Source organism: Paraliomyxa miuraensis, from assembly GCF_026337845.1.
Classification (GTDB): domain Bacteria; phylum Myxococcota_A; class Polyangia; order Nannocystales; family Nannocystaceae; genus Paraliomyxa; species Paraliomyxa miuraensis.
The window spans coordinates 297,705-322,008 of sequence record NZ_JAOVZF010000151.1; the positions used below are offsets into that span (position 1 = coordinate 297,705).

Annotated in this window: 20 protein-coding genes and 1 pseudogene; 13 read left to right on the plus strand and 8 right to left on the minus strand. The window is 69.9% G+C overall.

What is annotated here, in order from left to right:
- Positions 1-54 precede the first annotated feature (54 nt).
- From OEB96_RS19245 to OEB96_RS19265, 5 genes and pseudogenes are all read left to right on the plus strand, one after another.
- Positions 55-2,154, plus strand: a complete 2,100-nt coding sequence (locus OEB96_RS19245; RefSeq protein WP_266217683.1) for a methyl-accepting chemotaxis protein — start codon at positions 55-57, stop codon at positions 2,152-2,154.
- A 240-nt stretch (positions 2,155-2,394) separates the two neighbouring features.
- Positions 2,395-3,000 (plus strand): hypothetical protein, encoded by a 606-nt coding sequence (locus tag OEB96_RS19250; protein ID WP_266217685.1) that lies wholly within the window; start codon positions 2,395-2,397, stop codon positions 2,998-3,000.
- Positions 3,001-3,004: 4 nt separating this feature from the next.
- A complete protein-coding gene (gene tatC, locus OEB96_RS19255; RefSeq protein ID WP_266217687.1) occupies positions 3,005-3,916 on the plus strand; it encodes a twin-arginine translocase subunit TatC in 912 nt (303 codons plus the stop codon).
- A gap of 202 nt (positions 3,917-4,118) precedes the next feature.
- Entirely contained in the window at positions 4,119-5,039 is a 921-nt protein-coding gene (locus OEB96_RS19260; protein WP_266217689.1) for a hypothetical protein, read from the plus strand.
- Between the two features lie 72 nt (positions 5,040-5,111).
- Positions 5,112-6,020 (plus strand): annotated as a pseudogene (locus OEB96_RS19265) (bestrophin family protein); the annotation flags it as partial.
- A gap of 13 nt (positions 6,021-6,033) precedes the next feature.
- Here the strand turns inward: OEB96_RS19265 and OEB96_RS19270 are convergent.
- Positions 6,034-6,345 (minus strand): hypothetical protein, encoded by a 312-nt coding sequence (locus OEB96_RS19270; RefSeq protein WP_266217693.1) that lies wholly within the window; start codon positions 6,343-6,345, stop codon positions 6,034-6,036.
- Between the two features lie 218 nt (positions 6,346-6,563).
- On the opposite strand from OEB96_RS19270, the gene OEB96_RS19275 reads away from it, so the two are divergent.
- From OEB96_RS19275 to OEB96_RS19290, 4 genes are all read left to right on the plus strand, one after another.
- Positions 6,564-7,262 carry a hypothetical protein gene (locus OEB96_RS19275; protein WP_266217695.1) on the plus strand — a complete coding sequence of 233 codons (699 nt, stop codon included), beginning with the start codon at positions 6,564-6,566 and terminating at the stop codon, positions 7,260-7,262.
- A gap of 255 nt (positions 7,263-7,517) precedes the next feature.
- Positions 7,518-8,906 (plus strand): sigma 54-interacting transcriptional regulator, encoded by a 1,389-nt coding sequence (locus OEB96_RS19280; protein WP_266217696.1) that lies wholly within the window; start codon positions 7,518-7,520, stop codon positions 8,904-8,906.
- Positions 8,903-9,364 (plus strand): hypothetical protein, encoded by a 462-nt coding sequence (locus OEB96_RS19285; RefSeq protein WP_266217697.1) that lies wholly within the window; start codon positions 8,903-8,905, stop codon positions 9,362-9,364. Before OEB96_RS19280 ends, OEB96_RS19285 begins: the two co-directional genes overlap by 4 nt.
- Before the next feature lie 23 nt (positions 9,365-9,387).
- Positions 9,388-10,239 (plus strand): hypothetical protein, encoded by an 852-nt coding sequence (locus OEB96_RS19290; RefSeq protein ID WP_266217699.1) that lies wholly within the window; start codon positions 9,388-9,390, stop codon positions 10,237-10,239.
- 257 nt (positions 10,240-10,496) lie between these two features.
- Here the strand turns inward: OEB96_RS19290 and OEB96_RS19295 are convergent, their stop codons facing one another.
- Complete coding sequence (locus tag OEB96_RS19295; RefSeq protein WP_266217701.1) at positions 10,497-11,741, minus strand: hypothetical protein; 1,245 nt, start codon at positions 11,739-11,741, stop codon at positions 10,497-10,499.
- Between the two features lie 239 nt (positions 11,742-11,980).
- Between OEB96_RS19295 and OEB96_RS19300 the strand changes: the two genes are divergently transcribed.
- Entirely contained in the window at positions 11,981-13,624 is a 1,644-nt protein-coding gene (locus OEB96_RS19300; RefSeq protein WP_266217702.1) for a sensor histidine kinase, read from the plus strand.
- Positions 13,621-14,331, plus strand: a complete 711-nt coding sequence (locus OEB96_RS19305) for a hypothetical protein (protein ID WP_266217704.1) — start codon at positions 13,621-13,623, stop codon at positions 14,329-14,331. The genes OEB96_RS19300 and OEB96_RS19305 overlap by 4 nt, the downstream gene beginning before the upstream one ends.
- A 7-nt stretch (positions 14,332-14,338) precedes the next feature.
- Here OEB96_RS19305 and OEB96_RS19310 read toward each other — a convergent pair whose 3' ends face one another.
- From OEB96_RS19310 to OEB96_RS19335, 6 genes are all read right to left on the minus strand, one after another.
- Positions 14,339-14,755 (minus strand): MAPEG family protein, encoded by a 417-nt coding sequence (locus OEB96_RS19310; protein ID WP_266217706.1) that lies wholly within the window; start codon positions 14,753-14,755, stop codon positions 14,339-14,341.
- 18 nt (positions 14,756-14,773) lie between these two features.
- Positions 14,774-15,130 (minus strand): hypothetical protein, encoded by a 357-nt coding sequence (locus tag OEB96_RS19315; protein ID WP_266217708.1) that lies wholly within the window; start codon positions 15,128-15,130, stop codon positions 14,774-14,776.
- Between the two features lie 220 nt (positions 15,131-15,350).
- Positions 15,351-16,577, minus strand: coding sequence for a DUF2330 domain-containing protein (locus tag OEB96_RS19320; RefSeq protein WP_266217710.1), 1,227 nt, complete (start codon positions 16,575-16,577; stop codon positions 15,351-15,353).
- 115 nt (positions 16,578-16,692) lie between these two features.
- On the minus strand, positions 16,693-19,002 hold the full coding sequence (locus tag OEB96_RS19325) for a DUF4215 domain-containing protein (RefSeq protein ID WP_266217711.1): 2,310 nt from the start codon (positions 19,000-19,002) through the stop codon (positions 16,693-16,695).
- A 366-nt stretch (positions 19,003-19,368) separates the two neighbouring features.
- Complete coding sequence (locus OEB96_RS19330) at positions 19,369-19,770, minus strand: DUF2237 family protein (protein ID WP_266217712.1); 402 nt, start codon at positions 19,768-19,770, stop codon at positions 19,369-19,371.
- 72 nt (positions 19,771-19,842) lie between these two features.
- Positions 19,843-22,695, minus strand: coding sequence for a tetratricopeptide repeat protein (locus tag OEB96_RS19335; protein ID WP_266217713.1), 2,853 nt, complete (start codon positions 22,693-22,695; stop codon positions 19,843-19,845).
- Between the two features lie 197 nt (positions 22,696-22,892).
- Here OEB96_RS19335 and OEB96_RS19340 point away from each other — a divergent pair, with 197 nt between their 5' ends.
- Positions 22,893-23,420: a hypothetical protein gene (locus OEB96_RS19340; protein ID WP_266217715.1), complete on the plus strand. Its 528-nt coding sequence runs from the start codon at positions 22,893-22,895 to the stop codon at positions 23,418-23,420.
- Between the two features lie 56 nt (positions 23,421-23,476).
- On the plus strand, positions 23,477-24,211 hold the full coding sequence (locus OEB96_RS19345) for a TFIIB-type zinc ribbon-containing protein (RefSeq protein ID WP_266217716.1): 735 nt from the start codon (positions 23,477-23,479) through the stop codon (positions 24,209-24,211).
- Positions 24,212-24,304 lie beyond the last annotated feature (93 nt).

A 24,304-nucleotide genomic window follows, 5' to 3' on the forward strand; every position in this document is an offset into this window, starting at 1 on the left:
ATCGCGCGCAGCCTCTTGGCTCGCCCGTGCCGGGTTCCGTAAGATCGCGGCCCCTTGGCGGATTCGAGCGAAGACCTTCGGTTTCCCCCCGTGATCTCCCTTGGCCTGGGGCTCATCAGCGTTGCCTGTGGTCTGGCCGTGGGAAGCGCGGGCGAGTCAGCGGTGCTGGTGGGTGGGATTGCGGGTGTGGTCGGGGTTGCGGCTGGCGTTGCCGGTTGGATGCTCGGCTCCGACGCGCAGCAAGCCCAGCGCGCGCTCGCGGGGGCCGAGAAGAAGCTCGAGCAGGCCGGCACCGAGCTCAAGGCGCTGCAAGGCCAGGGCGCGGTCGACCCGGGCTCGGTCGAGAAGCTCCGCGCGGAGCTCGACAAGGCGCGCGAGCAGGCCACCGCGCTTCGCGACGAGCGCGACGAGGCGCGCAGCAAGGCCAAGGAGGCGGCGGACGACAAGGCTCGTGCCGAGCGCAACGCGAGCGAGGTGCAGCAGCGCCAAGAGGAGCTCGAGCAGCGCGCGGCCAGGGCCCAGCAGGTTCGCGATGCCGCGCAGGCGGAGCTCGAGAAGCTCTCGGCGGAGGTGCGTCGGGCTCGCGACGCGGTGACCGAGGTGGAGGCGGAGCTCGAGAAGGGCAAGCGCGCCCACGCGGCCACCCAGGACGAGCTCGAGCAGCACAAGCGCAGCCGGGCCGACGCGCTCGAGGAGCTCGAGGCCAGCAAGCGCGCGCGGGCGGCCGCGGTCGAGGAGCTCGAGGCGGCTCGCAAGGAGCTGGCACGGGCGCAGGGCGACCTGACGGAGCTGCGTCGGGCGATGGGCGAGCTCGAGGCCGTGCGCGGCGGCGGCGAGATGGCGGCGGCCCAGATGCGCGAGCTGCAGAGCCGCATCATCGAGCTCGAGCAGGAGCTCGAGACCCGCCCGCGTCGCACCCACCAGGACACGGTCATCCCGCACGGGCCCGAGCGCTTGATCACCGAGCTCGGCGAGGCGCTCGCGACCATCGATCACATCCTGCAGGCCATGACCGAGATGACGGCGGGGCTCAAGGGGATCAGCGAGAACGTGGAGCAGCTGGCCTCCAACGCGGAGGAGAGCAGCTCGTCGATCCTCGAGATGGCGGCGGCCAACGACGAGGTGGCCGAGAGCATGTTCAACCTGGCCGCGTCGGTGCAGGAGACGGCGACCTCGATCGAGGAGATGACGTTCTCGGTGCGGGAGGTGGCCAAGAACATCGAGCAGCTGTCGCAGACCGCCGAGGAGACCTCGTCGGCGATGAACGAGATGGACATCTCGATCCAGCAGGTCGAGAACAACGCCAACGAGACCGCGCAGCTGTCCGAGGAGGTGGTGTGGGCGGCCGAGGGTGGCGTGGACGCCATCAACCAGACCATCGAGGTCATCAACCTCATCAAGAACTCCGCGGCCGACGCGGTGTCCGTGATCAGCCGCCTGGGGGGGCGCATCGACGAGATCGGCAAGATCCTCAGCGTGATCGACGACGTGTCGGAGCAGACGAACCTCCTGGCGCTCAACGCCGCCATCATCGCGGCTCAGGCCGGCGAGCACGGCAAGGGCTTCGCGGTGGTCGCCGACGAGATCAAGGATCTGGCCGAGCGCTCGGCCAAGAGCACGGCCGAGATCGCCGACATCATCAAGGCGGTGCAGCGGGAGTCTCGCAACGCGGTGCAGGCGGTGCAGCGCTCGAGCAAGAGCGTGGACGACGGCGTGCGCGTGAGCCATCAGGCCGAGGACGCGCTCAAGCGGATCTCCGACGCGGCTCGCCGGGCGACCCAGATGGTCCGGGAGATCGCCCGCGCCACGGTGGAGCAGACCAAGGGATCCAAGCAGGTCACCGACGCGATCAACGTGGTGGCCACGACGGTGCAGCAGGTGGCCACCGCCACCGCCGAGCAGGCGCGCGGCGCGGAGCAGATCATGCGCTCGGCCGAGAAGATGAAGGCGATCACGCGGCACGTGGAGCGCTCGACCCAGGAGCAGACCCGCGGCAGCCGTCAGATCACCAAGGCGATCGAGACCATCAGCGAGCAGGTCACGCAGCTCAGCGAGGCGCACCGGGGCCAGGCGGAGAGCGCGGGGGCGATCGTGGGTGCCCTGGAGGAGCTGGCCGAGAACACCCGCCGCCAGCGCGATCGCCTCCGGGGGTAGTTTTGGGCTAGTTTTGGCCCCCCTCGCCATCACCGGTAGGCAAGCGCGCATCGAGGTGCCCCCCGAGGGGGGCATGCTTGTGGGCGATCGGGGCGCCTTGGTTTGCTCGCCCCGCGGCCACCGGTAGGCAAGCGCGCATCGAGGTGCCCGAGGGGGCGCATGCCTTGGTGGCGATCGGAACGCCTTGCTCTGCTCCCCCGACCCCTCGCCCCGTTGTCGGGGGGCTGCTATCGTGTCGGCGTGTTCGGCATCGGCCCCACCGAGCTGCTCGTCGTGGCAGTGCTGGCGTTGCTGCTGTTCTCCCCCCGGGAGCTGCCCAAGATCCTGCGTAGCGTGACGCAGCTATGGGGCTCGCTGCGGCGCACGGCCGACGAGTTCCGCGACGCCATCATGCAAGAAGAGGCGATGCAGGATCTCAAGGATGCGGTCGAGGGCACCAAGGCCGAGCTCCGGGATGCCGAGGGCGCAGCGCGGCGCGAGCTGATGAAGGCGCGCATGGAGGCGCGTCGGGCCGAGAACAAGCTGCTCAAGGTCGCGCGGGAGCGCGAGCGGATCGAGCGCGAGGCGGCGGCCAAGGAGATGGCCGAGGGGGCGAGCGGCGGAGCAGCCGAGGACGGCTCGGCGAGCGGAGCCGAGGGGGCGAGCACCGGTGCTCCGAGCCCGTCGACCGAGGCGAGCGGCGGGTCGAGCTCCGGCGCCCAGGCTCCGGCGAGCAAGCCGGTGGCTGCGAGTGCGCCGGTGACTGCGAGCGCGCCGGTGGCGGGGAGCCCCGCGCCCAGCAACACGGTGGCGAGCGGCTCGAGCGTCGAGGGCGACTCCGCCAACCAAAGCCAAGGGGCGGCCTGATTCCATGGCCAAGGCATCGAGCAAGAGAGCGAGCAAGGGAGACGATGGGAAGGCCGAGGGCCCCGAGGACGACCAGCCGATGTCGTTCTTCGATCACCTCGCCGAGCTCCGAGCCCGCCTGGTACGGGCCACCATGTCCCTGGTGGCGGCGGTGGTGGTCTGCTACGTGTTCGTGGACGAGCTGACCCAGGCGCTGCTCGAGCCGTTCAGCGACGCGTGGGCCAATCACCAGGCCGCGTGCAAGATCCCCGAGAACAACCTGGGGTGCCTGCCCACGGACACGCCGTACCTGCAGAACCTCAGCCCGTTCGAGGCGGTGCTCGTCGACATTCGCATCGCCCTGGTCTTCGGCCTGTTCGTGGCGGCGCCGGTGATCTTCTACCAGCTGTGGATGTTCATCTCGCCGGGCCTCTATCGCCGAGAGAAGCGGATGGTGATCCCGTTCGCGGCCACCAGCGCGGTGATGTTCGCGATCGGCGGGTGGTTCTGCTACACGTTCGTGCTGCCGTTTGCGACCGAGTGGCTGCTCGGCTACGGGATGGGCAAGGACTCCGGCACCGAGGGTGGGGTGCAGATCCTCGCCCAGTACACCTATACCGATCACATCACGTACACCACGCGGCTCCTGCTCGGCTTCGGGCTGATCTTCGAGTTCCCGCTGGCCGTGTTCTTCCTGGCGGCGGCCGGGATGATCACGCACAAGACCCTGATCCGGCACTGGAAGATCATGGTGCTGTCGTTCTTCGTGGTCGGCGCGTTCCTCACGCCCCCCGAGCCGGTGAGCCAGCTGATGATGGCGCTGCCGCTGTGCGGCCTGTACGGCATCAGCATCGGCGTCGCGTACATCGTGGGCAAGCCCGAGCGCGAGCGCGTGGCCAAGCTCGAGGCCGAGCTCGCCGACGAGCAGGACGACTGAGCCGGCGCAGGCCGGGGCAACGGGACGTTTCTCGGCCGCGCCATTCCCGCGGGTCGCAAGATGTAGCCCTGGCGGTGGTGGGTTTTTCCGTTACGCCGGGATTGCCGGCGCGTCACCCTAGGCACGCGGCCCGAGCTTGCCTATCCTTCGCCGCATGTTCGGGTTCCCGCGACTTTCGCGCCTTCTGTCTAGTCTTGCCGCGGTGCCGCTCTGCACGGTGGTGCTGAGCGCCGGGTGTACCTGTGGGTCGGGCCCCTACGAAGGGGACTACTTCGACGGTGACCGGCCTGGTTCGATGAAGGGCATCAAGTTCGTCGAGAGCGACAAGGGTGATCCCAAGATCGTCGGCTGTGCCGATGGCCAGCGCGAGGGCTTTGCCGATCTCGCGAAGCACCCTCGCGTGGCCGGCTGCATCGGCGAGTGGGACGGCACCAAGAACCTCCGCGACAAGCCCACCGGCAAGCCCTGTGGTGACGACGGCGAGAAGTGTGCCGTGCCGGCCGACGTGTGCGCCGAGGGCTGGCACGTGTGCGGCATGGAGGGCAAGGCCAAGGACATCACCGATCGCACGACGGCCAAGGACTGCGACAACGCGGGCCCGGGTCGCTTCAACGCGGGGGTGAGCCACTCGATCAGCGAGGAGATCGATCCCTGCCCCAAGATCACCGCTGCAACCACGCTGCCGTGCTTCCAGGCGGGCCTGGGCTCCGAGCCGGTCTGCTGCGGCAACGATTGCCTCGCGGGCAAGTGCAAGGACGGCGTGTTCAAGGGCAAGACCCAGATCTCGCGCGGTACCAGCGAGGGCTGCGGTGCGGTGACCTCCACCGCCAACGCGGGCGTGATGTGCTGCTTCGACGGCGACGGCGCTCCCTCGGCGGATGACGCCAAGGCTCCGGTGGGTGACGCCAAGGCTCCCGCGGCGGGCGACGCCGGTGCGGCGGCGGGCGATGCCGGTGCGGCGGCGGGTGATGCTGGTGCAGCGGCGGGTGATGCCGGTGCGGCTGCGGGCGACGCCAAGGCCCCGGCGGACGACGCCAAGGCTCCGGCGGACGACGCCAAGGCCCCGGCCGACGCCAAGGCTCCGGCCGACGACGCCAAGGCCGAAGAGAAGAAGGCCGGCTGATCCCACGAGTCGCTCGAGCGCACGCATGTCGCTCGAGCGCACGCCCCAGGTTCCACGAGCGCTCGGTCGGAGAAGCCCTCCATGATGGTCTCCAACCGAGGTTCCGTGCTGCGCCTGCTGGTCTGGCAGTGGAAGGCGGTGCTGTCGTTCGTGCTCGGGGGCGCGGCGGCGGTGCTCTTCTGGAGCTTTCCCCAGATGCACTGGCTCATCATGCCGATGCCGCCGCTGGCGGTGGTCGGCGCGGCGCTGGGCATCTTCGTCAGCTTTCGGACCAACTCGGCCTACGCCCGCTGGTGGGAGGGTCGCAAGCTGTGGGGGCGCATGATCAACGTGTCGCGCCACTTCTGCTCGCAGGTCATCCACTACCTGCCCGGCGGGGTCGGCGAGGACAAGCGCCGCATCGTGCATCGTCACGTGGCCTACGTGCACGCGCTACGCTGCCTGCTGCGCCTCCAGGATCCGCTGCAGGACGCCGACTTCCTGCGTACGGTGCCCGACGACCCCGAAGGCTATCGCGGGCAGAGCAACATCACCCACGCGCTGCTCCACCGTCAGCTGGCCGAGCTGGTGGCGATGGACGCGGCGGGCGAGCTCAGCGAATTCCGCATGCAGTCGCTCGATCGCAGCCTCGAGGAGATGCTGGCGGTGCAAGGCGGCTGCGAGCGCATCAAGAAGACGCCCATGCCCCGCGGCTACGGCTTCATCGCGGAGCGCCTGATCCTGGCCTATGGCCTGTTGTTCCCGCTGGCGCTGGTGAGCGAGCTGGGCTGGCTCGTGGTGCCGATCAACGTGCTCGTGTGCCTGTCGTTCACGCTCATCAGCGAGGCGGGACGCGTGCTCGAGGATCCATTCACGATGTTCTGGAACGGGCTGCCGCTCCACAACATGGCGGTGACGATCGAGCGCAATCTCGGCGAGCGCCTCGGCGACGAGGACTTGGTCGCGATCCCCGGCGTCGACGAGAACGGCATCTTGATGTGATCGCGCGCCGCGGTCAGGCGGCGATCGTTCCCGCCAGCTCGAGGCTCACGTAGCGGGGGAGCACGTCGCGGTCGGGACGGCCAACCTCCACCACCGGCGAGGTCACGACGTCCTGGCCGGCGCCCCAGAATTGGAGCCGCTTGCCGATCCAGCAGTGGTCGTGGCCCATGGGCGGGATCTGGATCGCGCGCAGGCGCAGCGCCGCATGATGCCGATGCCAGGCCCCCGTCTCCCGATCCCGCACGCCCACGCACTCGTCGAGACGCAGGTGGTACTCGGTGTTGTTGGTCACGAACATGCGATGGCGGCGGCGATTGATCGGCATGACCCATCACTGCCCGCTTCGGTCCAGTCACGCAAAGAATCGACGGGTGGCGCCCGGGGGCGCTGCGCAGGGATGTTCGGCGGACGTTGCGCCCTCGCCTCCTCCACGGGTGATCGAGAAGGGGCGCGTTGCGCGATTTGCGTGCGGCAAACGCTGGTCGACCCCGCCCGAGGGCGGTCACCGTCGGCGTCGCAGAACCCCTGCTAGACTGGCCGCTGGTGGCTCGCAACCCCCTGCTATCGAGGCTTCCCCGGTTCCATCGCGGGGCCTTTGCATTGTGTCTGGTCACGGTGCTCCTCACCATGATGCTGGCGGACCAGCCGATTGCGGAGCAGCTGGTGCTGCATCCGGGCGAGGTCCTGAAGGGTCGGGGGCTTTGGCAGCCCGTGACCGCCAACTTCCTGTTCCCCGAGGGACGCGTGGCGATGGTGGTGGGCACCATCCTGGTGCAGTGGTTCCTCGCGGGCGCGCTCGAAGGTCACTGGGGCACGCGCAAGTACTTGACGCTGGTGATCGGCTGCGGGGTGGCCGGCCATGCGGCATCGGTCGTGCTCGCGCTGTTCGTGCCCGCGGTGGCGGCGGTACCGGTCGCGGGTGCGACCGCCATGGATCTCGCCGCGGTGGTGGCCTTTGGCGCGTTCATGGGCGCGCGTCCGCTCGCTGTGGGCGGGGTGCTGCCATTGAGCGGACGCACGCTGGCCATCATCATCGCCGTGCTCTCGATCGTGTCGCCGCTCGCGCGTGGTGCCCCGTGGCCGGTGGTGGTGCCGCTGTTGGTGTCCATGCTGGTGGCCTTGCTGGTGGTGACCCAGCCCTGGCGCCGTGTGCGGAAGTCGGGCAAAGTCCGTGGACGCGGCCGCAAGAAGCAGGCGGCTCACCTCCGGGTGATTCGCCCAGACGACGAGCTGCTGAACTAGTCATGCCCCCCCGCCATCGTCCACAGCGAACCAACGTCCGGGTGCCCCCCAAGGGGGGCGTCATGCCCCCCCGCCATCGTCCACAGCAAGCCAACGTCCGGGTGCCCCCCAAGGGGGGCGTCATGCCCCCCCGCCATCGTCCACAGCGAGCCAACGTCCGGGTGCCCCCCAAGGGGGGCTGAGTCCGCAGCCCCTTCCACGAGCGCGACGGTGTCGAGCGAGCAGCCAGAAGAAAAGAGCGAGACGGCGTCCTCGATGACGGCGACGTTCTATGCCCCCGAGCACACCCACCGGCAGCTGCGTCGGGTGATGCTGCGGGTCAAGGCGGGTCCCGACGCGGGCGCTCAGACCACGGTGGCGCGCTCCCGCATCACCATCGGGCGCAGCGCGGTCAACGACATCGCGCTCACGGACTCGTCGATCAGCGGCACCCATGCCGAGATCGTGCTCGGCGACACGGGTGTCCAGGTCCACGACCTCGACAGCACCAACGGCACGTTCGTGGCGGGCGTCCGCGTGCGCTCGGCCTGGATCGAGCCGGGGATGGTCATCAAGCTCGGCAAGACCGAGATCGAGCTGTCGTCGGCCAACGAGGTCCAGGTCCCGATCTCGGGCGAGGATCACTTCGGGGCGCTCTACGGCAAGAGCCCGGCCATGCGCGAGGTGTTCGCGATCCTCGAGCGGGTGGCTCCCACCGAGATGAGCGTGCTCGTCGGCGGCGAGACGGGCACCGGCAAGGAGCTGGTGGCCCGTGCCCTCCACGACGAGTCGCGGCGTCAGCAGGGGCCGTTCGTGGTGCTCGACTGCGGGTCGCTGCCGCGCGAGCTGGCCGAGGCCGCGATCCTGGGCCACAAGAAGGGCGCGTTCACGGGGGCGGTGAGCGATCGGCCCGGCTGCTTCGAGGAGGCCGACGGCGGCACCCTGTTCCTCGACGAGATCGGGGAGCTGCCGCTCGACCTCCAGCCCAAGCTGCTCCGCGTGCTCGATCGCCGCGAGGTGCAGCGCATCGGCGAGAGTCAGGTGCGCAAGGTCGACGTGCGCGTGGTGGCGGCGACGCACCGCGATCTGCGGATGATGGTCGGCCAGGGGTCGTTCCGCGAGGACCTCTACTTCCGGCTCTCGGTGATGACGGTGGACCTGCCTCCGCTGCGCGATCGCGGCGACGACAAGGTGATGCTGGCCGAGCGCTTCCTCGAGGAGCTCGTGCGCTCGATGAGCGAGATCCTGCCGCGCGCCTCCTTCAGCGACGCTGCCCGCGAGGCGCTGATGGCCGAGAAGTACCAGGGCAACGTTCGTCAGCTCAAGAACATCGTGCAGCGGGCGGCGCACCTGTGCCGCAACGGGGTCATCGAGCCCAGCGACCTGCACCTCGGGCGCCGAGAGGATCGACCGGTGGCGGCGGCCAGCAGCGCGGCGTCCTCGAGCGACGGCGGCGGCGGCATCGACCCCGGCCTCTACGAGCAGCCGTTCAAGGAGGCCAAGCAGGCCATGGTCGACGAGTTCGAACGGGCCTACCTCGGCCGATTGCTCGAGAAGACCGACAACAACCTCAGCCGAGCCGCGGCCGAGGCGGGCATCACCCGCTACTACCTCCGCGAGCTGCTCAAGCGCCTCGGCATGCACAAGAGTCGGGACGACGCATGACCATGCGACCGAGGGGGTTGGTGCTCGTGCTCTGCGGGGTGCTCGGGCTCGGCGGCCTGGCGGGCGGCGCCGTGGGATGCGGCGAGGACGAGCCCCCGCCGGTTCGCGTGGCCCGCAAGTTCGCGCTGGCCGTGGGCATGGGGGACATGGATCAGGTGCTCGCTCTGGTCGACGGCCAGACGGCGGCTCGGGTGCAGCAGGCCGCCGAGCGAGCCAGTGATCAGGTCGGAGGGCGTCGCAACATCGAGCCGCGCGAGATGCTGCAGGTGGTCGACGTGGACCCGCGAAGCCTCGGAGGCAAGGCCGAGCTGGTCCAGCCCCTCGCAGGGGACGAGCAGCGGGCCGTGGTCGCTCTGACCGGGCTCGATGGAACGTCGCACACGCTGGAGCTGATTCAAGAGCATGGGGAGTGGCGCGTGCACCTGCCGCTGCCCCGAGGACCCATGGTCGAGCCGTGAACGACGACGCATCAGAGTCGAAGGTGACCCCATCTGCCACTGAGGGGGCCGAGCAGGAGACGGAGGCCGCCGGGGCTGCGCCGAGTCCCCCGGTCACGCGAGCGCCCCGGTGGATGCGCGTGGGGCAGCTCCTGCTGCCGCTCGTGCTGTGTGCGGGATCGATGGGGGTGCACTGGATGCTCAACGTCCCGGACCGGATCCAGGAATCGCCCAACGATCAGGGGGCCAAGAAGCCGCGGGCCAAGGACGACAAGAAGTCCAAGGGTCGCGACGCTCGTGGGAAGCGGGGCCGCAACGCGCGGCAGCCGGCGCGGAGCGCCGAGGAGCTCGAGCGCGACTGGGAGCGCTACGGTGGGTTGCCGTTCGAGGACGAGCCCATCCGCTCCGACTGGGCGCGACGTCACCAGGCGATCGTCAATCGTGCCGTGGTGGTGGCTCGGCGCGATGCGTTCGAGGGGGCGCCCGAGCGTCCGCAGGTCGTCCTCGTGGAGGCCTCCTGTCGCACCGTGCGGTGCCGCGTGCTGCTGCGCTCGCCCAACCCTGGCGAGCTCGACATGTTCGGCAATGCGTTCGCAAAGATGGAGGCGGAGGGCGAGCCGGTGTGGCGCACCTTCGAGGTCGAGGTTGCCAAGGCCCCCGAGGACGCGCCCGAGCCCACCAGCGACCACTTCGTGCAGATCACCATCGGCTTCGACGACGACGAGACCAACACGCGCGAGCTGGTGATTCCCTCCGAGGACGACGACGCCAACGAGGACGACGACGCCAACGAGGACGAAGAGGGCGGCAACGAGGACGACGAGGGCAACGTCGAGGACGACGACCCCGAGCCCGAAGCCTCCCGCAACGCCAAGCCCGATCCCAACGGAGCCTGATCCCCCGCCGAAGCTCTCGACTTTCGAGAGCGAGACGCTCAGCCAAAGCCCCAGCCGACAGAACCCACGAGCCGCGAGGCGAGCGTTTGGGGTGAGCGAAGGGGGCTCCGCCGCCGAAGCTCCGACGTTTCGAGAGCGAGACGCTCAGCCAAGCCCCCGCCGACAGAACCCACGAGCCGCAAGGCGAGCGTTTGGGGTGAGCGAAGGGGGCTCCGCCCCCGCAGCGAGGGGGCTTTGCGAAAGCCCCCTTTATATATTCAGAACCGCAGGCCGCCTGCGAGCGACACGCCGCCCTGGCCGTCGAGGCGGGGTGAGACGCCGAGTCGGAAGCCGCGGCGCAGCATGGCGTCGGCGGCGGGCTTGCGCTTGTGCAGGAGCAGCACCCCCAGGAACGCGAGCGTGGCGGCACCGAATACGGCGGTGGTCACCCCCGCGCCGATCTGCCACTTGCGGATGTTCTCTCCGCGGGTGCAGATCGCGGCCACGCCGGCATCGCGGGCACCGGGGCCGCCTTCCTCGGCCACGAGGGGCTCCTGCTGGGCGTAGAAGCCCATGCTGTCCTTCTCGTAGTTGTGCGTGTTGTAGTCGCACATGTCCACGTAGGGCGGCAGCTCGGCGGGGTTGACCTCGAAGAACGCATCGTCCTCGGCGCGGCCGTTCTCCGAGTGGCTGGGATCATTGGCGTCGGGATTGGCGGTGGCCAGGCCGGCCTCGATGAGCCGGGGGCGAAAGCCGAACGAGGCCGAGTCGGGCGCGGTCAACCACACGCCGGTGACGATGGTGACGCCCGCAGCCGCAACGGTGATGCCGAGCGTGGTGCTGAATGCCGCCCACTTCCACCGGGGCGTGGGCTTCTCCAGCCCGAACCAGATCCCGCCCTCCTTTTGCTTCTTGGGCTCGGGGTCGGTCTCGGGGTCGGTCTCGGGGTCGGTCTCGTCGGGCAGCGGATCGGGCCGCGGAGGCATCTCGGTGTCGGACGTGTCCGAGGGGATCAGCTGGTTGACGACGTCGGCGGCCTTGGCGTCGATCTTGTCGCTCTTGAGATCGCTCTTGGCGATCGGGACGGTGGCCTGCGCCTCGAGGCGGCCGCTGTTGACGTCGAGGATCTGGATGTCGAGCTCGTAGCCGTCCTTGACCGGGCGCAGGTACCCGAACACCAGCCGACGCACGCCCAGGGTCTTGCCGCCTTCGGCCAGACACGCGACCTCGTCGTTGGTGCAGCCCATGGTGAGGCGCATCTCCTCGAGCGTGATCTCCTCGCCGCCGCTCAGCCCGCGATTGGCAAAGGCCTTGCGGAGGGACAGCGTGAGGTTGTGGGTGACCGCGGTGTCCCGAATGCCGCTGCCATCGAGGCCGAGCACGCTGGCCGGCGCGTCCTCGGGAGCGAGTCGTACGAAGGCCTCGGGCACGTAGGGCGATCGCAGGGCCAGCGGCCCGGCCATGGCCGGGATCGAAGCGGCTACGGTGGCGCTGGCGAGCACGGCGCAAAGGCCTGTGCTCACGGCGCGCGTGAGCGTGGAACGGGTACCAGGGGCTCGCAAGTGACGGGGGGTCCTCGGCATCATGGCGTAGGGTCGCGCGGCGGCGCGGGCTTTTCGCAGGGGGGGCGGGTACGGGGTTCACGTTGGCATGGCGGGCGTGGTGCTGGGAAGGCTAAATTGCCGGCGTGGCTCGCCCGTCCCAGGGTCCTGGTTCGGGTTCCGGCGAGGGTCCCGAACCAGCGGGGTCCGACGACGCGATCATGGTGTCGGCGCCCCTACCGTCGCGACCTCAGAGCCGGCTTCGGCTGCGTCACAGCTTGGCGGCGAGGATCACCGCGCTGGTGTTGCTGGTGTTGCTGGGGGCGGTGGCGTCGGCCGTGGTGGCGCTGGACCAGCTGCGGGCCATCCAGCAGGGGTTCGACCGCATGGTCGAGGTGTACGTGGTGTTCAACAAGCACCTCGCCGACGGTCACGTGCAGTCGCAGCGCATCTTCGAGCAGGTGCGCACCTGGGAGCGCGAGGGGAACGGCGTGCCCGAGGAGGAGCGGGAGCTCGAGCGAGACTTCGAGGAGACGTTCCGGCTTGCGCTTTCCACGCGCAACGATGACATCGCCAAGGCCCAGACGACCATCGATGCGGCGCTTGCGGATCCGGAACGGTTCGGCGCCGCCGAGCCGCGGCAAGAGCTGCGCGAGATCCAGGACCTGCTGGCCGAGCTCGAGGAGCTCGCGGCCCGAGACGAGGCCGCCGAGCCCCGGCAGGTGCTGCAAGACGTGCGCGGACAGGGTCAGATCCAGCAGAAGTTCAAGAAGATCGAGGCCAAGAGCCAGGAGGCGATCGAGCAGGTCCGGGGAGAGATCCAGCAGGCGCAGGTCCGCACCGAGCGGTTGACCGTGGGCCTGACGCTCGGCGTTGCGACCCTGGCGGTGCTGGTGGCCGTGGGGGTGTTCCTCACGCTGCGGCCGCTTCGGCGCCTGGCCGAGGGGGTGCGCAAGCTCGGGGCGGGCGACTGGTCGCAGCGCGTGTCGCCGTCGGGTCCGGAGCGGGAGGACGAGGTCAGCCAGCTCGCCCGCGAGTTCAACCACATGGCCGAGGCGCTCGAGGAGCGCGAGCGTCGTCTGCTGCGCGGCGAGCGACTGGCGGCGGCGGGACAGCTCGCGGCTCAGATCACCCACGAGATTCGCAATCCGCTGTCGAGCGTGGCTCTCAACGCCGAGCTCCTCGAGGACGAGCTGCAGGGGGCCAGCCCCGAGAGCCGGGACCTGCTCGCCAAGATCGTCAAGGAGGTCGATCGCCTGACCGCGGTGACCGAGGACTACCTCTCGTTTGCCCGGCGCCCCAAGCCGCACCTCGTGCCGCTCGACCTGCGCGAGGAGCTGCACGACCTGCTCGACTTCATGGGGCAGGAGCTGGAGATGGCCGGGATCGAGGTGGTGCAGCACCTGCCGCGCGGGCCGGTGTGGGTGATGGGCGACGGCAATCAGCTGCGCCAGGTGTTCATGAACCTGGTGCGCAACGCCCAGGAGGCTGCGCTCGACGAGGAGCGGGACCCCGACCGCCGGCCGCGAATCGAGGTGACCATGCGGTGTAAGGACGAGCAGGTGGTCGTGGTTGTGCAGGACGACGGTCCGGGCATCCCGGTGCCGGCCGCCGAGGTCGACCGCATCTTCGAGGCCTTCTACACCAGCAAGGCCAAGGGCACGGGGTTGGGCCTGCCCACCGTGCAACAGATCGTGTTGGATCACGAGGGGACGGTCGCCGTCGCCGACACGGGACCGTCGGGGACGGCGTTCGAGGTGAGGCTCCCCGCTTGCGCTCCCGAGGGCGGCTCCGTAAGCTCGCCCGCGTCGGTTCCCGGGCAAGGCCCGCCGGGGGACTCGACGCGACCCACGACAAGACCATGACGACGTCGCGCATTCCCGTAGCCCTCGGCCTCGTGCTGGCCACCCTCGGTACCTTCGGCGTCTCGTGCACGGCGATCCTGGCCCCGCGCGACGATGTGCAGCGCTGCGGCACGGCCGATGACTGCGATCCCACCGGCGACAACCGCTACGTGCCCGCGTGCCGTTTCGACGAGGACAACCTCGACCTCGATCCGTCGCAGGTCGACAAGATCTGCGTGGCCGACTTCAAGCCCAGCGTGGGCTGCGACGAGCAGTCGTACATCAACTCGAACCCCGAGCACGTGTACTCCAAGGCGTTCGACGAGCTGGGCGACATCACGCGCTATGCCGCATGCGCACCGGAGCAGCTCGGCAGCCTGGGGTGCTTGCCCATGGGCGGGGCGTGCAACCAGGGCCTGGCGCTGAACGAGCTGGGCCTCTGCGACGACGCCAACGAGGCCACCCCCATGGCGGTGCAGGCCACCACGGAGGAGCTGGTGGGGCAGGACGTGCGCGATCAGTTCTGCCGCTCGTTCTTCTGCGACGACCGCTTCGTCTGCAACACCTCCACCCGATTCTGCGTGGTGTGTGATCCGGACAAGCCCTTTGGCGAGGGCGGCTGCGGCGAGATCTACATCGCAGGGGCGCGCTCGTGCGCCTACGACGACGACGAGTGCGCCGGCGCCGACGTCACGGACACGGACGTGCGGTTCGGCTGCGGGGGCTAGCGCGTGATCACCCGAGCGCTGCGATCGCGTTGCGCACGGCGATCGCCATGAGCGAGAAGCTGGCCAGGGCGAAGATGACGAAGCGGATCGGGATGATGTTGACCATCGCCTGGAACACGCTGTGGATCACGCGGATGGCCACGTAGATCCACGCGAGCGTGATGTTGGTGGCATCGGCCGTGCCCGCGAGGTGGCAGTAGAACGCCAGGGCGTAGAAGATGACCGGCTGCTCGTGCAGGTGGTTGTAGTTGTCGGCGACCTGCCGGACCTTCATGGGCAGCTGGTCGAGGTCCTTCTTCTCCTTGAACCGGTGCATACCGATGGCCCTCATCGCCGGGATCCGGGTGGCGTAGAGCCAAAACCACATCACGAGGGTCCAACAGACCAGGGCGAGGACGGGGGCCAAGATGCTGCTCGGGGTCATGGCTGGCCATTGCCGCGATCAGGCGGCCATCGAGGGTGAGCGTGTCGCGTGCAGGGCGGTGCGAGCCGCGTCGCCGTAGAGCTTCCACGCGGTGGTCTGGACGAGCGTCTCGATCGCGGGAAGCTCGGGCCAGAAGGTGTTGCGCACCGCGACGAAGACCTCGTGGAAGGCACGAAGGGCGAGCGCTTCCTCGGGGTCGAAGGCCCGACCGAACGCGTCATCCTGCGGCCGGTAGTCGTCCTCCCACTGGAGGAACAGCTCGGTCGACACGTCCACGTAGGGCACGTCGGCCTGGTAGCGGAGCTGGGCTTCGCGGTCGGCGATGAGCTCGAGAGTGGCCTCGATTCGTGCGCGCAAGGGGGTCGTGGGGGACATGAGCATTGCCTCCTGTGGTGGCAGTCCTTGGTGGGGTCACGCCCGGGGTGGTTCCGCGCGGCGTGTGCGTCGAGCGCTGTAGGATATGTAGGTGATGTACACAGAGAACATACATCGTGGTGTGGGCTCTCACAAGGGGTGACCCAACACAATTCTTCATCGATTTGCCCTCTGAATGGTTGCGAGGGCCGATCCGCGGCTCAAGGGGACTGCCAACGCGCTAGTCGCGCGGACGCAGCCATGCCACGAGCGGCAGCAGGAGCAACACGGCGCCTGGGATCCTTCCCCCACGACCCACCGTGCAGGCCGAGCCTGCGGTGTCGTCGTAGGTCACCTCGTAGAAGCGACCGCCCGGGCTCTCGGTGCTGCGCCGGAGCCGGAGGTCGTGCAATTGCTCGGCCCGGAGCTCGGTGCGCAGACGAGTCAGGTGGCCCGAGCTGCTGCCGAGGCGGCCGAAGAACTCTCCGATGAACGCCTCGTTGCTCTGGTCGGGATCGACTCGACCCCAGTCGACGCCCTCGGCGTAGGCGCGGCGCAGCTCGTCGGCAGTGGTGGGCAGGCCGTAGTCGATGATCCACGTGCCGCCGGGATCGCTTCCCAGCAGCATCTGCTCGAGCTCGGGGTAGTTGCTCTCGTGGTCGCTCAGCGCGACCAGCTCGGAGGGGTCGATCCGCCCCGAGGCTCGACCGTCGGGCAGCACTGCGCCGTCGCTCCACAGGTAGAGGGTGATGCCGAGCGCCTCGTCGGGCTCGAGCGAGTGGCTCGCGAGCCCGAATGGGATCTCGAAGGTCTCGGGGGTCGAGGCGGGCAGATGCAGCTCGATGGGCACCAGCGCGCCGTCCTGTGCCTGCGGCCGCACCTTGGCGGCGAAGAAGAACCAGCCGTCGGTGACGTAGGGGTCGAGCGCGGTGGCGTAGTCGGGCGGCAGCGCGTAGCCCTCGGCGCCGAGCCAGTCGGCGAGCGCCATGCCCGTGTCGCCGCCGATCACGACCCACTCGTAGGTGGCGGTGGTGCCCCGCTGCTGCACCATCACGTCGCCACCACCCTCGCCGCGGCCTCCCGCGAGGTCGTTCGAACCGGACTTGGCTCCGCACCCGAGGCTGCGGTCGGGGCCTTCGTCGAGGTGGACGGCGACCTCGGGCGCGGTGTGCTCGTCGAGCGCGAGCAGCAGCGCGGGGTCGGCATCGAGCACCTCGGTGGGCGCTTGGGCGAGCGGCAGCACGAACGCGAAGTCGGAGGCGTCGATGCCCTCGTAGCCGGCCGAAGCCACCAGCACCGTTCGTTGCGCTTCGAACGCGACGAGGAGCTCCTGGTCGCTCATGCCTCCCTGCCGCTGCCCGTGGTCGGGGAACACCATGCCGCCGCAGGCCCGTGCGGGCGCGGGGGCGAGGGCGAGGGGCAGGGCGAGCGTGAGGGAAGCGAGCAGCAGCGAGCAGCGGCAAGTCATGCGCGTCAGTATCCCATGAAGGCGCTTGCCGTGGGTTCGGGGCGATGGGTCATTCGAAATGCACACGAGCGGCGGCCCGGGAGGCCGCCGCTCGCTCACGGTCACACCGTGTCGACTAGTTCAGGCACTGCCACATCACGGTGTAGCAGAGCAGCTGGCCGTTGGCGTCCGAGCCGCAGTTGCCGGCACCGTCGTAGTTCTCGCTGCCGGGGGCCTCGCACGTGGTCGGTCCCTCGCAGTAGCCGCAGACATTGCCACAGGTGCCGCCGAACTGCCCGAAGCTGGCGTAGCCCAGCTCGTTGCAGATGAGCTCGGGGTGGAAGTTGCCACCGCCGGGGCCCGAGTGCGAGACCCAGGCCTGGTTGGCGTCGGCCGAGCACACCACCCAGCCGTCGCCGGTGAATGGATCGCTGCCGCTGTCGCAGGTGCCCCCGCCTCCGCCACCGGCCTCGACCAGGCAGGCCGAGCTGCAGCCGTCACCGTCGATGGCGTTGCCGTCGTCGCACTGCTCTCCGGGCTCGACGATGCCGTTGCCGCACATCGGCGGAGCCTCGACGAAGCAGCTCGCGCTGCAGCCGTCGCCGTCGAAGGCGTTGCCGTCGTCGCACTCCTCGCCGACCTCGATCAGCCCGTTGCCGCAGACCGCCTCGGGCGGGGGCTCGCCGCCTCCCGCAGCCTCACCACCGCAGGGGCCCAGGGCCACGTCGTCGATGAACCAGCCCTGCTCGAAGCTGCAGCAGCTGTCGAGGGTCTCGTACTCGAAGCGCAGGTTGCCCGCTTGACCGGCGAGCGCGGCGGTGTCGAGGGTGATGAGATCCCAGTCGTCGCCCGCGCGCGACTCGTAGCGCATGGTGCAGAACGCCTGCTCGTTCACCCCCGCGTTGCAGTCGACGAGCGTGGTGGAGATCCCGGTGTCGGTGGACTCGAAGATCACCCGCTTGCGGTCGTAGTAGTACATTTGACCGCCACCCTCGTCGACGTGCCACGAGCGGAACGACAGCGCGTTGCCCAGGGTGACGGCGCCGATCGTCGCGGCCGAGGCCTCGGACTCGTTGCCGGGGTAGGGGGCCACGCGGTTGCCGTCGGTGCCGAGCACGGTGGAGCCGAACGGAACCTCGAGGTGGTCGAAGCTCGGAGGCGCGGCGGTGTAGAGCTGCCAGCCGCCGTTGTTGGCGATGACCGGGTTGGGCTCCCCGGGCTCGAAGCCGAACACGAGATCGCACTGCGCACACGCGCCCTGCGCTTCCACGCTCACGCCGGCCAGGTCGGCCTCGCACTGACTGGCGTAGGTCTGCCCGTCGCAGCCGCACACGGGGCTGGGCTCGACGCCCTCGCAGCCCAGCGGCTGGGGGAAGCACAGGCCCGCGGCCACGTCGCCGCAGGCGGCAGCCTCGACGAAGTAGCAGAACTCGTCACCCGGGCAGTCGTCGTTGCTGGTGCAGGCATCGTCGGGCAGGAACACGTAGTGGGCGGCGCAGGCCTCGAGCTCGAGCTCGTCGTAGCCGGGGCCCCAGTACCAGGTTTGATCCTGCGTGTCGTTGTTCCAGCGGCCCATGCCGAAGTAGCCGACCTCGTCGACCCAGAACGAGGCTTCGGTGGGACCGTCGTAGAGCGGAGACATGGTGATCCAGTTGACGCCGGGCTGGCCCGTGACCAGCAGCGGCTCGTCGGTCGGCACGACGCCGACCAGCGAGCGGAACGGATTGGTGGTGCCGTCGAGCTGGGCGACCACCGTGGTGCCGTACTCGAGCGGGAAGTCCACCCCGGTGCCGTCGGGGTTCCAGCCCACGTACTGCTGATTGACCGCGTCCCAGCCCCACACGGCGACCACGGACTGGCCGCCGAGCTGGGCGTAGAGCTCCGACGCGCTGCTCGGCCCGCCCAGCATGCACAGCCCGAACTTGGTGAAGCCCGGGAACGCGGCGGTGGTGGTCTTCATGACCATGGTGGAGAGCTGCAGGCTGTCGCCGAGCTCGCCGTAGACCATGCGGCCCACGCGATAGTAGTAGTGGGGCGTCTGCACCGTTTGGCTGGCCGCGCCCGTGTCGACGAAGCTGGTGGTGCCGAACAGCGCAGTCCCCTCGACGCCGGGGGCGAGCGGCTGGCCGAGCTCGATGTCGAGCAGGGCCTGGGGGTCGGCGGAGCGGTAGATCACGATGTCGTCCGCGTAGCCGGTGCTCGACCAGTCGAGCACGACGTCGTCGCCCATCAGCGAGATCTGGAGGTCGAAGCCGGGGACGACCGCGGCGTGATCGATGGCGGCGAGCTGGTCGCTGGGCGCATCGGGGCGCTCACCACGGACGTCCTCGTCCTCGAGCTCGAGCGCTCCTCGCTCGTCACCGAGCTCGCCGCCACAGGCGGGTCCCATGGCCAGGGCGGCCATCGTCACGAGCTGCGTCCACTTCGTCGAGATGATGTGCTTCATGCTGTCGCTTTCCTTGCGTTGCGCGGATGGGGGCTGGGCACGGCGCGAGCGACCATTCGAATGATCACGCGGGGTCCGAGTGCTCCGACCGGTCTCGTGGCACCGTCCTTGGCCATCGAGGTTCCGGGGGAGCAGGATCGAGCCCTCCGTGAGCCGAGTCCCGTCCGTGGGGCTCGGCACGTTGGCTCTACCGTGCGTTGCTCATGTTCAATACGAGGTGTAGGGCGAGGTGTCAAAGGCGATTTCAACGAATGCGAAATCTTTTTGCAGGCGCCCGCAGGCGCCACTACGGCAACAATCGTCGTAGCCGGCTACGGTCGTTGCCACCCTTCACTGTCAGTTTCGCGCGCGAATCGATGGTATCGCTCAGTGCAGGGTGCCGCGGCCCTTGTGGCCGGGCAGCGGTGGAATCGCATGAGCGCGCAGCTCCTCGAGGCTCACCAGGCGCAGCGTGTCCTCGTGGGTGGCCTCGAGCACGACGGGCGGAGCCACGCCGGCCTCGAGCGCTTCCTTCCACCGTGCAGCACACAGGCACCAGCCGTCGCCTGGGCGCAGGCCGGGGAAGCCGAGCGCGGGGGCAGGCGTGGACAGGTCGTTGCCGCGCTCGCGGGAGAAGCGGAGGAACTCCTCGGTCATGCGCGCGCACACCGAGTGCACGCCGTGGTCCCGTGGGCCGGTACGGCAGCAGCCGTCGCGGTGGAAGCCCGTCATGGGTGAGGTGCAGCAGGTCTGAAGCTCTCCGCCCAGCACGTTCTTGTCGCGGCTCACGATTGGTCGTCCCCCGTGCGAGGACCGGGAGCGTACCGATGCTGGGGCCGGGAGGCGAGGGCATGCGCGGGGTCATCCCCCGAGCGAAGTCAGCCGGTCGCGTGCCGCCTTGGGAAGCTTGGGATCGCGAAGGGCGGCGTCTGCCATGGTCTTGGCGTCCGCGGTCTGGCCCAGGGCGGCCGCGGCCAGGGCGGCCACCACGAAGGTGTCGGCAGGGCCCTGCCCCGGCTGGAGGTCACGCAGCGCTCGGCGCAGGTGCTTGCCGGCTTCGGCCTTGGTGGCCTTGTTGCTCGACAGTCGCAGCGCCTGCGCGGACAGGTTGATGGGATGCAGGGGGGCGATGCCGCGCACGCGCTCGTGGGCGATCGTCTCGGTCGCGGCATCGCCGGTGACGACGGCGAGCATGAGCAGGCGCGCGGCGGGCTCGAGGCTGTCGCCGTCGATGGTCAGGGCCTCGCGCAGCAGGGCCTTCTCGTCGTCGATGCGCCCGTCGCTGCGGGCGAGGTTGGCCAGCAGCACCAGCGGATCCACGGCCTCGGTGTGATGGCCCCGCGCGGCCTGCAGGTGGGGGATGGCGGCGGCGGGTTTGGGTCCGTCGAGCAGCAGCTTGGCGAGCATCATGCGGGGCACGTAGCCGTCGCCCTTGCTGGCCAAGAGCTTCTCCAGCGTGCGGGTGGCCTCGTCGACCTGGTTCTCACCGGCCTGTTGCAGGGCCGCTCGGAGCAACGCGTCGCGCTCGTCGCCCTCGCCGTCGACGGTGGGCTCCCAGCCGCCCATCTTCTGGTCGAGCTGGGCGAAGAACCACGCCTCGAATTCCTTCTCGACCTCCGACAGCGGCTTGCCCAGGTGCTGGCGGAACAGCTCGTCGGTGTGGGCCCCGCTGCGGTAGCCCTCGAGCACCGCGATCAGCTTGGGTCGGCCGTAGGTCTGGCCGAGGTAGCGCATGGCGTAGGCAGCGGTGGCGTAGGCGACCTCCATCATCATGCCGTCCTCGGCCCGGATGAAGGCGAGCTCGAGCTCGGACAGACGCCGCAGCTTGCCGGCTCGTCGCGCCTGCGAGAGCAGCTCGGCGCTCTCGCGGGCCCATGCGGGATCGGCCAGCTCCGATTCCCACTCGCTGAGCCCCTCGGTGAACCACCGCGGCACGCGGCCGCCGGACAGCGCGATCGCATAGGTGTGCGACAGCTCGTGGCGGATCACCATGTCGATGTCGTAGGCGCCGGAGAACGGGCCCACGAAGGTGATCACGGGGCCGAAGCACACGGCCAGCGCCCCGAGGCTCGGCACGCCCACCGTGCGCACCGAGAACGCCTCGGGCTCGGCGTAGAACTCCAGGCGCAGGGGGCCGGCCTTCATGCCGTAGTGGCGGTCGAGCTCGTCGCGCGAGCGCTCGATCGACTCGAGCAGACCGGGCTCGATGAGCTCGCGGTCCTGCTTGGGCAGGCGGATGGTGAGCTCGCCCTTGGTGCGCTCGGCGTAGTGGGGCTCGATCACGTCGTCGTAGAGGTCGAGCACGTTGCGGGTGCGCTCGTTGAAGCGGTCGCGCTTCCAGGCCCGGGCCAGCGCCTCACGGCCCTCGGTCTCGTGCCCCAGGCGCAGCAGGTTCAGGCCCAGGGCGCTCTGTACGTAGGGATCGTCGGGGGCCAGCACGGCGGCCTCGCGCAGCACGCGATCGGCGTCGGGGTAGAGGTGCAGGAAGCCGAGGATGTCGCCGAGATCGATGAAGAAGTCGCGGCCGCGGGCATCGAGCGCGAGCGCCTGGTCGCGCCACTTGCCATAGGCCTTGGCGTCGTCTTCGGCCAGGGCCAGGCCGGCGAGCACGGCCAGGCCGCCCGTGTGGTGGCGATCGACCGCGAGCGCCCGGTCTCGACCGCGCTCGCGAGCCTCGTCGCGGCGGCCCTCGATGAGCGCGATGCGGCCGAGCACGGCGTGGGCGTCGGGGTTGCCGGGGTCGACCTGCAGCGCTTCCTCGGCGTGGCGGGAGGCATCGGCGAAGCGCAGGCCCGAGAGGAACACGCGCGCCATGCCCACCAGCGCCTCGGGTTGCCAGGGGTCGCGCTCGAGCACCAACCCGAAGGTGGTGACCGCGTCGTCCTGGGCGTACTTCTCGAGGAACATCGCCCCGCGCAGGAGCAGCACGTCGTCGGCCACCCACGAGCCCTCGGCCACCGGGGCGAGGCTCTCGGCGTCCTGCAACACGCCGTTGGCGTCGTGGAATGCCCCGCCCGTGCCGCGGGCGAGCGCGGCCTGGGCCACGGCCACCAGGTCGGCGGCGGACTTGGCCTTGCCGTCGTCGTAGGCGTCGTAGAGCGCGTCCATCAGGGCGCGGGCCTGCGGCTCCTGGGCGTGGCCGCGGCGAGTCAGCTGCGCGAGCAACTCGCCCTGGAGCGGCAGGTTCCCGGGGTGGGCGCGCAGGCCCTCGTCGAGCAAGGCACGGGCTCGATCGGGCTCACCGACGCTCCACGCCAGTCGGGCGCGTCGCAGCAGCACCTCGGGATCGGAGGGAGCCCCGGCGGGGTCGGCCAGGGTGTCGGCGGCGGCCTCGCGCTGCCCGACGATGATCCTTGCACGGGCCAGGGCGAGGCGGCCCTCGAGATCCTTGGGATCCTGCTGCAGGTGGGCCTGCAAGAAGTCGATCGCGCCCTCGGGATTGCTGCGGGCGACCGCATCGAGAGCGGCGTCGCGGTCGCTCACGGGCTGCGCGGCGGGGCGCTCGCGCTTGGTGGGTCCCCCCGCATTGCCGACGTGGCCCGCGTAGGCGGCCGAAGTGTCGTGAACAGGCGCGGGCTGGGCGGGCGGCTCGGAGGGCGGGATGGTCGTCTTGGTACAGGCGGCCGTCAGCGACAGGGCCCACAGCCACGTCAGCACGTGGGGCAGCCGACGGGGACGGGAGGGGAGGTGGCCGGTTGCCGCTTCGAACCGCATGGAGCCCCAAATTCTGGGAGCCGTGGCGGGGGGTGTCAAACCGCGCGGATGGCCGCCTCGGGCGGGCTCGGGGTCGCAGCGGGCCACGGTCGGGCGGGGTGGGCCTGGGCGGGACGGGGGTCGGGCCGGGTTGGGGTCGGGCCCGGGGGACGCGGTGGGTCGGACGCGGTGGCGGCGGTGCTATCCTCTCGTGGCCCATGGCCGACTCGGACAAAGCCAACACCGCCTACCCGGCCGACGTGTACGAGACCTTCGACGCCTTCATGCAGCAGGTCCTCAAGGACGTCTACGACAACGGAGCCAAGCGCGCCGAGTTCGTGGCCCTGGTGATCGCCTCGGGCGAGCTGCTGCCGATGGCGTGGGGGCGGGTACGCAAGACGGGGGTCAAGGAGCTGGCCCTGGGCGCGGCCGGGGTGGTCGCGCTGCGGGTGGGTCTCAAGTACCTGCTGGGGGGTCCGCTGGGGATGATCCTCACCGGGTTCACGGCGGCCACGCTGATCTCGTTCTTCTGGTCGAACCAAAAGGAGGTCATGCGGCGGGTCCGGCCCTACAAGCAGATCATCCGCGACAGCCACGAGAAGTTCGACGACATCCAGGCGCGATATCAAGACGGGCGCTACGACGCGGGAGAGCGGGCGCTCCTGGTCGAGGGGCTCCTGCGTCGGGTGATCAACGAGATCGAGTCGCCGCTGCCCGAGAGCGAGGACGACAAGGGCGAGGACTAGCAGGCGCGATTGTGCGGTTCGCGTCGGCCAGGCCGGCCTGATAGCATCCCGAGTCGATGTCGGTGGTTCGCTGCCCTCGTTGCACTTCGATCACCCTGGTTCCCAATCACGACGTGCACGTGTGCACGAGCTGCGGCGGCGTGTGGCTCGACGATGCACGGGCTCGCCAGCTGCTCGCGCCGCTGGGGTCGGAGCTGCAGTCCGCCGCGACGATGATGGCCATCGAGTGCTCGTGGTGCAGCCAGCCCATGATCGTGTGTCGCGTGCAGCGAGCGGGACTGGAGATCGACGTGTGTCCGACGCACGGGACGTGGTTCGATCGCCACGAGCTCGAGCGGGTGTCACAGGTCGTGTCGCACGTGCTCGGTCGGCCCGTGCCGCATGCGCCCACGAGCTGGTCGCATGCGCATCCTCCTGCGGGGTCGATCCCGATGGCGGAGTACGGTCCGGCGCCGTCGGGGACGGGATCGAAGTGGGTCGCCGGAGCGGCCGCGGTGGGGGCGGTTGCCGCTGGTGCGGCCGCCTATGCGGTCTACAGCAACCCGCAGCAGCCTCCGCGCTCGAGCGTGGGGTCTGCCTCGAGCGACCCCGTGGGCACGGGCCTCGAGGTGATCGACCTCGGCGAGGTGGGGGGCGAGCTGGCCGATGGTGGCGCAGAGGTGGCAGGCGAGGCGCTCGACGTGGCCGGTGATGCGTTCGGGTCGGTGGCCGAGGTCGGCGGTGACGTGGCCGAGGCCGCGGGCTCGGTGCTCGGTGCCGTGTTCGAGGCGATCGGCGGGTTGTTCGGTTGAGGGCGTCACCGCGAGATCGTCACGGCCCGAGGCGAGCCCCTGCCCACGCGTGGCGGACTACTCGACGGGAGTGAACCCACCCAGCTCCTTCTG